This is a genomic window from Brevibacterium sp. JSBI002, from assembly GCF_026013965.1.
Lineage (GTDB): Bacteria > Actinomycetota > Actinomycetes > Actinomycetales > Brevibacteriaceae > Brevibacterium.
This window is the reverse complement of record NZ_CP110341.1, coordinates 774,101-785,376: the sequence shown is the minus strand read 5'-3', so window position 1 is coordinate 785,376 and position 11,276 is coordinate 774,101. Positions and strand designations below refer to the sequence as shown.

General features: G+C 65.1%; 9 protein-coding genes and 1 tRNA gene. 4 read left to right on the top strand and 6 right to left on the bottom strand.

The window, feature by feature from the left end:
• Positions 1 to 177 precede the first annotated feature (177 nt).
• The 4 genes from LJ362_RS03375 to LJ362_RS03360 form a co-directional block, all read right to left on the bottom strand.
• Positions 178 to 1,638, bottom strand: a complete 1,461-nt coding sequence (locus LJ362_RS03375) for an NCS2 family permease (protein WP_264800756.1) — start codon at positions 1,636 to 1,638, stop codon at positions 178 to 180.
• Positions 1,639 to 1,925: 287 nt separating this feature from the next.
• A tRNA-Ser gene (locus tag LJ362_RS03370) sits at positions 1,926 to 2,016 on the bottom strand.
• Positions 2,017 to 2,079: 63 nt separating this feature from the next.
• Positions 2,080 to 2,511 (bottom strand): nucleoside deaminase, encoded by a 432-nt coding sequence (locus LJ362_RS03365; RefSeq protein ID WP_264801766.1) that lies wholly within the window; start codon positions 2,509 to 2,511, stop codon positions 2,080 to 2,082.
• A 32-nt stretch (positions 2,512 to 2,543) separates the two neighbouring features.
• A complete protein-coding gene (locus tag LJ362_RS03360) occupies positions 2,544 to 3,095 on the bottom strand; it encodes a tRNA adenosine deaminase-associated protein (protein ID WP_139469289.1) in 552 nt (183 codons plus the stop codon).
• Positions 3,096 to 3,168: 73 nt separating this feature from the next.
• Here LJ362_RS03360 and upp point away from each other — a divergent pair, with 73 nt between their 5' ends.
• From upp to LJ362_RS03345, 3 genes are all read left to right on the top strand, one after another.
• The gene (upp, locus tag LJ362_RS03355; protein ID WP_264800755.1) at positions 3,169 to 3,807 is read left to right on the top strand and encodes a uracil phosphoribosyltransferase; all 639 of its coding nucleotides are present in this window, start codon (positions 3,169 to 3,171) and stop codon (positions 3,805 to 3,807) included.
• A gap of 185 nt (positions 3,808 to 3,992) precedes the next feature.
• Complete coding sequence (locus tag LJ362_RS03350; protein WP_264800754.1) at positions 3,993 to 4,913, top strand: winged helix-turn-helix transcriptional regulator; 921 nt, start codon at positions 3,993 to 3,995, stop codon at positions 4,911 to 4,913.
• Between the two features lie 75 nt (positions 4,914 to 4,988).
• Positions 4,989 to 5,930: an endonuclease/exonuclease/phosphatase family protein gene (locus tag LJ362_RS03345; protein ID WP_264800753.1), complete on the top strand. Its 942-nt coding sequence runs from the start codon at positions 4,989 to 4,991 to the stop codon at positions 5,928 to 5,930.
• Positions 5,931 to 5,936: 6 nt separating this feature from the next.
• Here the strand turns inward: LJ362_RS03345 and LJ362_RS03340 are convergent, their stop codons facing one another.
• Positions 5,937 to 7,127 (bottom strand): MarP family serine protease, encoded by a 1,191-nt coding sequence (locus LJ362_RS03340; RefSeq protein ID WP_264800752.1) that lies wholly within the window; start codon positions 7,125 to 7,127, stop codon positions 5,937 to 5,939.
• 9 nt (positions 7,128 to 7,136) lie between these two features.
• Entirely contained in the window at positions 7,137 to 8,468 is a 1,332-nt protein-coding gene (locus tag LJ362_RS03335) for a PrsW family intramembrane metalloprotease (protein ID WP_264801765.1), read from the bottom strand.
• A gap of 835 nt (positions 8,469 to 9,303) precedes the next feature.
• Here LJ362_RS03335 and LJ362_RS03330 point away from each other — a divergent pair.
• Positions 9,304 to 11,271 carry an LPXTG cell wall anchor domain-containing protein gene (locus LJ362_RS03330; RefSeq protein WP_264800750.1) on the top strand — a complete coding sequence of 656 codons (1,968 nt, stop codon included), beginning with the start codon at positions 9,304 to 9,306 and terminating at the stop codon, positions 11,269 to 11,271.
• Positions 11,272 to 11,276 lie beyond the last annotated feature (5 nt).

The window sequence follows — 11,276 nt, the reverse complement described above, 5'->3', positions numbered from 1 at the left end:
CGCCTCTCCACTGAGGCGCACAGTGCATGGTTGGAACAATTTGCTTCGTTCTTCGAGCCTCTGGTTATCCATGCGAACAGCGCAGAAGAACGCGGAAGAGGGGACTGGACGTCCCCGCAGGTCAAGCCCCGTGGGCGATCTGACCCTTTCCCCAAGCTGAGTGTCCAACCATTGTTCTCATGCCCCCAAGATAGCCGAAATCGGGCCGCGAACGAAGTACAGGACGAATCCGGCCGAGACGACCCACAGCAGCCAGTGGACCTGGCGGGCACGGTTGCTCATGGCGTGGATGAGCGCCCAGGAGATGAATCCGACGCCGATTCCGTTGGCGATCGAATAGGTCAGCGGCATCGTCACCATGGTGAGGAAGACCGGCAGCGAGGTGCGGAAGTCGGTCATGTCGATCTCACGGATCTGCGTGACCATCATGGCGCCGACGACGACGAGCGCCGCGGCTCCGGCTTCCATCGGGATGACGGCGATGAGCGGTGAGAAGAACATCGACAGCAGGAACAGCACACCGGTGATGCAGGCGGCCAGACCCGTGCGTGCGCCTTCGGCGATTCCGGCTGCGGAGTCGACGAAGACCGTGTTCGACGATGCGGAGGCACCGCCGCCGAAGACCGCTCCGAGGCCTTCGACGATGAAGGCTCCGCGGATGCGCGGGAACATTCCGTCCTCGGTCTGCAGTCCGGCGCTGCGGGCCAGTCCGGTCATCGAGCCCATGGCGTCGAAGAAGTTCGTGAACACGAGGGTGAACACGAGCATCGTGGCCGCGAGGACTCCGATGTGCTGGAAGCCGCCGACGAGGTCGAAGGCGCCGATGAGACCGAAGTCGGGAAGGGCGATGACCTGTTTCGGGAATTCCGGAGCGGAGAGGTTCCAGCCCAGCGGGTCCGGATTGACCGGGTCTCCGACGGTGCCGAGCTTCGCGAACGCCTGGATGATGATCGCGGCGATCGTGGCCACGATGATGCCGATGAGGATGCCGCCGGGAATCCTCCGCGCCACGAGGATGCCGATGAGGACGAGCGCGAAGACGAAGACCAGCGTCGGCAGGGAGCCGATCGATCCGTCCTGGCCCAGCTGGACGGGTGGGCCCGCGGGGGTGCGCGTGACGAACCCGGCGTTGACGAAGCCGATGAAGGCGATGAAGAGTCCGATGCCCACCGTGATCGCGATCTTCAGTGCATGTGGGACGGCGTTGAAGATCGCGGTGCGGATGCCCGTGGCACCGAGGACGACGATGATGACGCCGTTGATGACCACCAGTCCCATCGCGTCGGCCCAGGTGACCTCCTGAACGACGGACACAGCGAGGAAGCTGTTCATGCCCAGGCCTGCGGCCAGGCCGAAGGGCAGTCGGGCGACGACGCCGAAGAGGATCGTGATGACGCCGGCGACGAGCCCGGTGACCGCGGTCAGCTGGGCGAAGTCGAGGCTGTCACCGGCGACGTCCTGGGAACCGCCGAGGATGAGCGGGTTGAGGACGACGATATAGGCCATCGCGACGAAGGCGACGATGCCTCCGCGGATCTCCTGTCTGATCGTCGAGCCTCGATGGGTGATTTCGAAGAATTTGTCGAGAAGCCCCGGTCTCGAAGATGCGGTCTGCACCGCTTGGTCGTTGTCAGCCATTTTCATGGACCACCTCAGGTTGTTCGATTTGGTCAGCCGGCCACATCATCGTCGTCGGCCCTGCGCCTTGAACATGCGCAATGAGACAGTCGAGCCTTCAGCCCCGGATACCGGACCGGGATACCGAAAGGTAATTCCATATCCCGGAAAACTCTTTCTGTTTCACCGAGCAAGTCTCGCCGCTCGACCCTGGTGTGTCAATCATCACACCTCTGCGCGCGCCGATGCCATCCTTCGACGAGACAGACGAAACCCCTGACCAGAAGCGTCTGATCAGGGGTTTCCCTTGGCGGTGGCGGTGGGATTTGAACCCACGGTAGGGGGTTGCCCTACACAACATTTCGAGTGTTGCACCTTCGGCCGCTCGGACACGCCACCGCCGACAACTGTACAGCGGCGGACTTTCTGCGTCCAAATCGGTTCGCCGTGAGCTGGGACACGTCAGCGTTTGGCCGCGAAGAACTCCCTCAGCAGGGTCCGGCTCTCCTCCGCCCGGACGCCCGAGGTGACCTCCGGATGGTGGAGTGCGGCGCGGTCGCGCAGCAGATCCCAGACCGAGCCGACCGCCCCGGCCTTGTCGTCATAGGCCCCGAAGACGACCCTGTCGATGCGGGAGCCGACGAGGGCTCCGGCGCACATCACGCACGGTTCCAGCGTGACGACGAGGGTGCAGCCGTCCAAGCGCCATTCGCCCCTCGCCGAGGCGGCGGCTGAGATAGCCATGAGTTCGGCGTGGCCGAGCGGGTCGGCATCGATCTCGCGTCGATTGTGACCGCGCCCGATGATCTCACCGGCACCGTCGATGACCACGGCCCCGACGGGAACGTCGTCATGAGCGGGCGCCAGGGCCGCCTCGGCGAGGGCATGACCCATCCATTCATCGAGCCGGGTCACGGACGCAGCGGTCAGCGTGCGGCCTCGAGCTGATCGGCGAAGCCGACGGTCTCACCGACATGGGCGACGACGCGGGCCGGGTCGGACCGATAGCTTTCGACCTGATCGATGAGGGTGGCGGCGGGGACTCCGCGGTCAGAGTAGATATCGGCGTCTCCGCCCCATTCGGCATCGGCGTCGAACTCGAGCATTTCGACCTCGTCTTCGTCGTCCTCCTCGTCGACGGCGGCCTCATCCTCCTCGGCCCCGAAGTCCTCTTCGGGTTCGGCGTCATAGGCGTCGGGGCGGGAGTCGAGGAAGTCGGCGAAGATCTCCGCGAACGGGCTCGCCTCTGCCGCGGCGAGGTCGGACAGGAAGACCTTGACCTCATTGTTCCGGCACAGGCGCACGAGCCCGAACCATTCGTCTTCGTGTTCGATGACGGCCACGGCCTCTCCGTCATCGCCGGCTGCCGAACGCATCATATCGACGAGGTCGTCGAGGTCGTTCGCGTCACGGACGTCGACATCGAGGGCGCGGAAGCCATCGCCGGAATCGGCCAGGATCTCAGTGAAGTACGACATGCCTCCATTGTGAACGCTTCGCCCCGCGTTGACCACTGCCTTAAGCCCGAAGTTCTCCCGTACCATTTGGGGTATGCATCTTCACGTAGCCGACCACCCGCTCATCGCCCACAAACTCACCGCTCTGCGCGATGTGAATACGGATTCCGCTCGTTTCCGACAGCTCACCGAGGAGCTCGTCATGCTGCTCGCCTATGAGGCGACCCGCTCGGTGGCCGTCGAAGACAAGGAGATCTCGACTCCGGTGACGACGACCGTCGGCACCCGCATCGCCGAGCCCCGCCCCGTCGTGGTCCCGATCCTGCGCGCCGGGCTCGGCATGCTCGACGGAATGCTGCGCATCCTCCCCACCGCCGAGGTGGGCTTCCTCGGAATGGTCCGCGACGAGACCACTTTCGAACCCAGCGCCTATGCCGATCGCCTGCCCGATGACCTCACCGGCAGGCAGATCTTCGTCGTCGATCCGATGCTCGCCACCGGCGGCACCCTGGCCATGGCCATCGACTTCCTGCTCGCTCGCGGAGCTCGCGACGTCACCGCCGTGTGCCTCGTCTCCGCCCCCGAGGGCGTCCAGCGCATCGAACGCGACTACAGCGATTCCGCCGAGGTGAAGGTGTACACGGCTGCCCTCGATGAGAAGCTCAATGAGAAGGGCTACATCATGCCCGGACTCGGCGATGCCGGGGACCGGATGTACGGAATCGTCGACTGACCAAGCGCGCGGATGACGTTTTCGGTCGTCGACCTCGGCGACTGTGACGTCATATTTCGTCACAGTCGTCTCATTTTCGGGCTTTCCTTTGCATGGCCGAAGTTTTGTGACAAATAATGAAGCCATGACTTCGACGATCCATCAGATGCGAATGCCGGGCGCACATATGTGTATGCCCTGCGTTCGTGGTCGGTGATCGTACTCCCGCTGTCCGGCCTCGAACGAGTTCACTCAAGCAGCGGACTCTTCCAGTCATATCGACCTCATGGTCGAAAGCAAAGGACAGCTATGCCGAATCCAGAACCCGCCTACGTCCACCCCCGCAGTGCAGTGGCCACTCGACGTGCAGGAGCCAAGTTGAGCGCAGTCGACTCGCAGAACCCACCGCACACCTACGGACCCGCCGGTGTCGTCCCCTCGCCGAAGGCGCTCGCGGAATCATCGTCTACATCGGACTCGATGAGACAAAGGCCGCGGCCGACGGCACGAACCTCTCCGCGATCGCCGCTGAGCTGCAGGCCTACGCCAAGGAACTCGCCAGCCAGGCCGAGACCCAGGCCGTCATCGCACTGGCCCCGGAGGGCCGCGGCAGCGATATCGACGCCGTGCGAGCCGTGGCCAACGGCTCCCCCGCAGCCACCGGTGCACCGGCGGCGACCCACGGACCCGTGCGCTCGCGCATTCCCAACCGCATCCACCCGCCGGCTCTGCGCGAGGAGGCCGCTCCGGCGGCTCCCGCACCCCGCGGTTTCGGCGGACGGGCCGGTGACGCCTACACCCAGACCACCGGGGAACGTCTGCGCATCGACATCCCCCGCCGCGAGGTCCGCATCGACGGTGACCTCGTCGATGTCACGACGAAGGAATTCGACCTGCTCGCCACCCTCGTCTCCCACGCCGATGAGACCCTGCCCCGTGAGGACCTCATCACCGCGGTGTGGTCCGGCGGTGAGGTTCCCGACGAACGCACCGTGGACGTCCACATCCGCCGACTGCGGCGCCGCCTCGGCGAATATGCTTCCGTGGTGCGCACGATGAGGGGTTCGGGGTATCGCTACGACACCCACCCCGATGTGACGGTGTGGAGTGCGACTGCGCGTCGCTGATGTCGTGCGGCTGTGAGCCGCGTCGCAAGTCGCTTCCAGCGTGGGGCCAGACTTCCCGGTTAAGATCGTTGATCGATGAACCAGGCATATCCCACACCGCGCAGAAGGCACAGCCCCGCGAAGGGCATCACCGCATTGATCTTCGGGATCCTCTATGCGGCATTCCTGCTTCTCCACAATCTGCTGCCGACGCGGATGGGCATCGCGCTCATCCTCGAATCGGCACTGCCGTGGACGGGAATCTTCCTCGCGCTCGTGCTGCTCATGTTCCTCATCCGCTTCTCGTGGCTCTCGGCCATCGGATTCCTCGTGCCTGCTCTCGTGTGGGCGGGAATGTTCGGACCCGCCCTGCTGCCGAATGAGGATTCCGGTGATCCGGACCTGACGGTGGCTACCCACAATGTGGGGGCGAGGATGCCGCAGCCCACCGCTGCCGCGCAGAACATCGTCGACCGCGATCCGGACATCGTCACGATCCAGGAACTCGAATCCCTGTCCGGCAAGATCATCCACAAGGAGCTCGACTCCTCGTTCGAGCATTCGCAGGTCGTCGACACCATCGGCGTGTGGTCGAAGTGGCCGATGTCGGAGCCCGAAGAGGTCGACTTGGGCCTGCAGTGGCCGCGCGCGTTCGCGACCACGATCTCGACCGATCACGGTGACATCCGCTTCTATGCGGTGCATATGCCTTCGGTGCGACCGGGCCACGAATCGATGCGCAATGCCGCTCTGCGCCGCTTGGCCACGACAGTGGAGACCGACGGTGCCGAGCATATCGTCATCGCCGGCGACTTCAACACGGCGACGACGGACAACAATATGGAGACCTTGGTGCCGCCGCTGGAGGATACCCGGGAAGAGGCCCGAGGCGGTTTCGGCTTCACCTGGCCCTCCCAGTTCCCCGTCACCCGGCTCGACCATGTCCTCTACCGTGGTTTCGACGCCACCTCCGACGAGGTGCTCGAACGCGGGTCGAGCGACCACCGCGCCGTCCTCGCCGGACTCGACCTCAAGTAGTCGGGGTCAATTCGTGCACTGCCCCGTCGGCTGCGGTGCGCGTTCGGCGGCACCGGCGTCGAGTTCGTCGGCGATCTCGGGTCGGGTGAGGGCATAGCCGGTTTCGTCATCGGTGGCGGAGCGGGCGAAGACCATGCCGACGACGTTTCCGTCGGCGTCGATGAGCGGGCCTCCCGAATTGCCTTCCCTGACGATTCCGCGCAGGGCATAGACCTCGCGGACGACCGACTGCGAATCGTAGATGTCGAGTCCGCGGGCGTTGATCTTCTCCCGCACGCGAGCCGGTGAGATCGTATAGGGACCGTTCGCGGGGAATCCGACGACGACGGAGTCGTCGCCCGGTCCGAGCCCGTTGCCGAAGTCGAGGGCGGGAGCATCGAGTCCCTGGACCCGGAGCACGGCCACGTCGGCCTCGGCGTCGAATTCGACCACCTCGGCGCGGTAGGGCCTGCCCTTGCCCCCGACCTGCACGGCCAGTTCCGTCGACCCGGCCACGACGTGGGCGTTGGTGGCGACGAGTCCGTCTTCGTACACGAATCCGGAGCCTTCCGAGCCGGTGGCGCAGCTGGTGGCCGTCGTCGTGATCTTCACGACCGAGTCCTCGACGCTGCGTCCGACGTCGACCATGCCTTCGTCGGGTTCTCCGACTCCGCGGATCTGTTCGGGCTGCCCGGAGAACACCTGGGGGAACCCGGAAGCGCTCAGTCCCCTCGCCAGTCCGCCCAGCGCATTCTGGGAAGAGTAGGGAATGGTGCGGTCGATCGCGGCGATGACGGCGGAGTCGGCGACCCAGCGGTTAGGTTCGACGAGCGGGGTGGTGCGGATGAACCCGGCGGCGAGCCAGATGACGAGGACATAGACGATTCCGGCGGTGACGGTGCCGCCGACGGCGTCGATGCCCTGGCCGAGATCGGAGTCCATATTGTTCTTGAGCCACGCCCCGATGCCGCTGCCGGCGAAGGCGAAGAGCACGCTGAGGACCAACGGCATCGAGGCCAGGAGCATGAGCACGCCTTGGTTGTCCATGACATCAGTGCCGGCACTCAGCGATTCGACGAGCGGAGAGAGCAGTCGGCCGAGGATCCAACCGACGATGAGGCCCGCCGCGGTTCCGAGGGCGGTGATGATGCCCTGGCGGAACCCGGCGAAGAGCGCCCCGATGCCGAGGACGATGAGGAGAATGTCGAAGATCGTCACCGCTGGAACTTACCGCATCGACTGTTGGGGAGCGGTCTGTTTGGAGGCCGCGAGCAGACGTTCGCGAGCGTCGGCGAACTGCTGGAGTTCGGCCCGTTCGATCTTGCGTTCCTGTTCTCCGCCGATTCCGGCGAGCACGCGCATCCGCGTCGTCGACAGTTTGCCGGAGGTGCGGATCATGGTCTTCATCTCCTCCTTGCCGCCGGGGAACGACTTCGCCCAGTCGCGTCCGTTCTTCCGGCCCTTCCAGGTGCCGAGCATGTCGACCTCGGCATGGGTGAGCCAACCGGAGTTCGCATAGTCGCCGAGCATGTTCTGAGTGTGCATGCGTTCGCTGCGGCGCAGGATGATCCCGAGAGTGACCCAAGCAGCGGAGAGGATGGCGCTGAGGACGATGAGGCCGATGATCTGCGGGAGCATTCCGCCCATCACGTCGCGGGTTGCTTGGCCGAGGACACCCAGGAACGTCATCGAGGCGTTCCAGAAGCCGTGCAGGATCATGCCGAGGAGGAGACCGGGCAGCCACATGAGGATGAGTGACCACCACGGCCATTTGCGGGCGGCAAGGCCGATGGATACACCGGCACAGGTTGAGAACGCCGTGTGGAGCAGCGGCGATCCGAGGCAGCGCATGGCGAATGTCACTGCCAGTCCCGGAAGTTCGCCGTCGTTCCACGACTGGCCGAGGTAGAGGATGTTCTCTGTGAAGGCGAAGCCCGCACCGATGAGTGAACCGTAGACGAGCCCGTCGAGGGGCCCTTCGAAATAGCGGCGAGCGGCAAGGACGATGACGAGGAGGAGGACGGTCTTCGTCGATTCCTCGAGGATCGGAGCTTGAATCACCGCACCGATGACGTCGGGCACACCATTGATGCCGATCATATAGAGCGCGACCTCACCGACGAGTGAGAAGCCGAGGGTGAGGATAACCGAGGCGACAGCACCCCAGAGGAGACAGATGCCCAGGAGGAGCTTCGGCTGCGGTCTCCAGCGGTCGAGCCAGAGGACGTAGGCGATGATGCCGAGAAGAGGGATCGCCGCGAGTCCGATGAGACCGAAGAGGCGGACGCCGAAGCTCAGTCCGCCGAGCAGGGCAAGTAATGCCAATCCGATGACAAGCCCTACGAGAACGAGGATTGCAGCGACGAGCCGGACGATGTTTCCGGTCGAGTCGGGTTCGGTCTCCGGTTGTGTTTTCCGCACGGCGCCGGTCCAGGGAGTGTCGGTGACGACCTGCTGGGGTGCCTGCATGCCTGCACGGATACGCATCTCCTGCGTCACCGTCGGAGCAAACCGCGGCTGAGCATAGACGCGGGCCTGGGCAGGCGGGGGCGCGTACATCACCGGTTGACCAGGCATGGGTTGGCCGGGAACCGGCTTCATCTGAGGCTGCATGGGTTGGCCGGGTGCCGACATCGACTGTCCCTGCATAACCGGCTGTCCCTGCGCCGGCATGGGTCGACCCGGCGCTGGGTGCCGATTCTGTCCCTGCATGGGCGGCTGCTGCGGCCACGACCCGCCGGGTTGCTGCTGGTTCGGCTGTTGCGACCCCTGTGGTCGCGGCCGGAACCGATCATGATTCTGCGACTGACCCTGCTGCGGCTGACCCTGCTGCGGATTGTGTGGCTGCGGCGGAGGGACCTGGCCCTGAGGCGGCATCTGTCCCTGTGCCGGGGGCACGTTCGGGTTCGGTGGGCCCTGCACCTGGGGCGGCTGCGGTCTCTGCGAACCGGGACCGTTCTGTGCCGACATAGATCGTCCTTCTGCAATGGGGGAATTTCCGCTCACCTCAGTCTAAAGTCCCAGCCCGCTGTGAACGCCCTCGTCATGTATCCGTCCAGCAACACTTCAGCCGACTGCCACGTTCTTCAAACGACGTCCCCCGCCCCACTCAACCATTTTCGACTGTGGATGGACGCAGTTTCGTCGACTCTGTGTCGGCGGGGGAAACCAGACGGCCGTCAGACCGCCCCCGCACCCACGACCGTCGCCGGACGGTCGGCATCGCCCACCACACGCACCCGACGCGGCCGTTCCTCCCCGGGGCCACTCCCCTCCCTCCAGCGACCAGCACCTCCCCCACTCACACGTCAGAACCTGTGGACGCTCAAAGCGGTATCCACAGCCCCTCAATCAGCCCTAGATGACCAGCCAGCGCCCAATGTCGAATCGGTCCATGACTACTCTCAGAATCGCATCGCTGCGCACCGCGCTGCTCCTCACCGTCCTCACAATCGCTTCGCTCATCGGGCTGGGACCGGCCATGGCCGCGGGACCGCCGGTCGGCCTCGGCGAGGTTCCGGTGCACACCGCACCCAACGCCTACGGTCCGGGCATCTGGCACCATGCGAAACAGGGCAAGACCTGGTACGGCTCCTACCGGACCTTCCCTGACACCTCCGCCTACTGCATCGATGCGGGCAAGAAGTCTCCGCTGCCGAAGTACTTCAAGAATGCGAAGGCCGACACGGTCACCTCGGCTCGCACAGCGTGGGCACTGCACGAATATGCCGGCTCGACGTCGAAAGATGTGCAGGCCGCGTTGAGCGCGATGGCCCGACTCGACAAGGCACTCCCCCACGATCACAAGGTGCCGCCGCAGAAGCCGGCCGATCTGGGCAAGAAGTTCGCGGCAGCCGCGAAGAAGCACTCGACGATCCTCGCCGAGGCGAAGAAGTTCGCCGGGCCATACACCCTCGACATCAGCCTCGAACCGGTGCTGCGCATGCCCGTGCTCGAACCTCACGCCGCCCCGGAGTCCGCTCCTTCTCCTGATTCCTGGGCCTCCGACTCCAAGGACGGCGACCGCAGCGCCGACAAGGATAGCCCCGACAAACCGAAGATCCTCGGCACGCCCACCGACGAGGCGACGCTGACGGTCTCGCTGACCAGTGCATCGGGAGCCCAGGTCCCCGACGTTCCCATCGCGCTGAAGACTGCCGGCACGACGAAGGCACCGACGACCCTGACCACGGGGAAGGAACCCGTGTCCACAACGCTGCAGGCGAGCGCGCCCGGAAAACTGTCAGTGACCGCCTCGGCGAAGGTCGCTCCGCAGACCGTGCGAGTCTTCGAACCGACCTCCGGCACGCGGGTACAGCGAGTCGTCACCCCGGACACTCCCGATTCCGTCACGGACAAGGCGTCACTGGAGCTGAGTTCCCAGCCGAAGGTGACCACCGAGATCTCCGACCAGACACCGACACCGGGTGAGACGGTCACCGACGAATTCACCGTCTCCGGCCTCATCGGCGACCACACCGTCACCGTCGAACACACCCTGTGGCAGACCGCTACGGCACCGAGGCAGGGCATCAAGAACGATGACGCTCGCGAAATCGGATCCGTGACCTCGAAGAATGTCGGCAACGGCACCCACACATCCGACGAGATCACCGTGCCCGAGGACTTCCGCGGCTGGCTGTACTTCACCGAGACGATCGCCGGGGACAAGGCAACGAAGGAATGGAAGGGAATCCACGGCCAACCCCGTGAGACGGGGTTCGTCCCGTGGACTCCGACCGCCGACACCGAGGCAGTGCTCGAGGGAACATCGACCCACGACGAGGTGGCCGTGACCGGACTGCGGCCGGGTTCCGAAGCCGTCCTCACCATCACCGCCTACCACGTGGAGACCGAACCCGAGCAGTCGAAGGAGACCGCCGGCACGGAGTTGTCCGTGCAGGACTTCACCGTCATCGCCGACGAGGAGGGCCACGTCGAGATCAGCACGGAGCCGATCGACATGCCCGTCGGCTGGGTCACCTATGTGACGACGATCGAGGGCAGCGACGTCAATAAGGCGTGGACGAGCGACTGGGGCGTCCCGGCCGAAACCGTGCATCGTCCGCCCGAGGAGATGCCGTCCACTCCCCCGGCACCACCAGAGGAGCCAAGCACACCGCCGGCTCCGCCGGAACAGCCTGAGGCTCCCGAGTCCCCGGAGAAGCCCGAGACCCCTCCGGTCGAACCGGTCGCGGAAAATCCCGAGACCCCCGCATCTCCGGCGGCCCCGGCACCATCCGGTGAGCTGCCCCGCACCGGCACGACAGGCAACGGGATGCTCATCGGCCTGGGCATCGTCCTCGTCGGACTCGGCTCGACGATCCTGTTGATTTCCGGCAGCCGCCGCGACAAGGAGTGAAAAAC

Coding starts and splice junctions, on each gene's coding strand:
- LJ362_RS03375 (WP_264800756.1), bottom strand. CDS start 1,638: ATGGCTGACAACGACCAAGCGGTGCAGACCGCATCTTCGAGACCGGGG.
- LJ362_RS03335 (WP_264801765.1), bottom strand. CDS start 8,468: ATGTACGCGCCCCCGCCTGCCCAGGCCCGCGTCTATGCTCAGCCGCGG.
- LJ362_RS03345 (WP_264800753.1), top strand. CDS start 4,989: ATGAACCAGGCATATCCCACACCGCGCAGAAGGCACAGCCCCGCGAAG.
- upp (WP_264800755.1), top strand. CDS start 3,169: ATGCATCTTCACGTAGCCGACCACCCGCTCATCGCCCACAAACTCACC.
- LJ362_RS03365 (WP_264801766.1), bottom strand. CDS start 2,511: ATGGGTCATGCCCTCGCCGAGGCGGCCCTGGCGCCCGCTCATGACGAC.
- LJ362_RS03330 (WP_264800750.1), top strand. CDS start 9,304: ATGACTACTCTCAGAATCGCATCGCTGCGCACCGCGCTGCTCCTCACC.
- LJ362_RS03360 (WP_139469289.1), bottom strand. CDS start 3,095: ATGTCGTACTTCACTGAGATCCTGGCCGATTCCGGCGATGGCTTCCGC.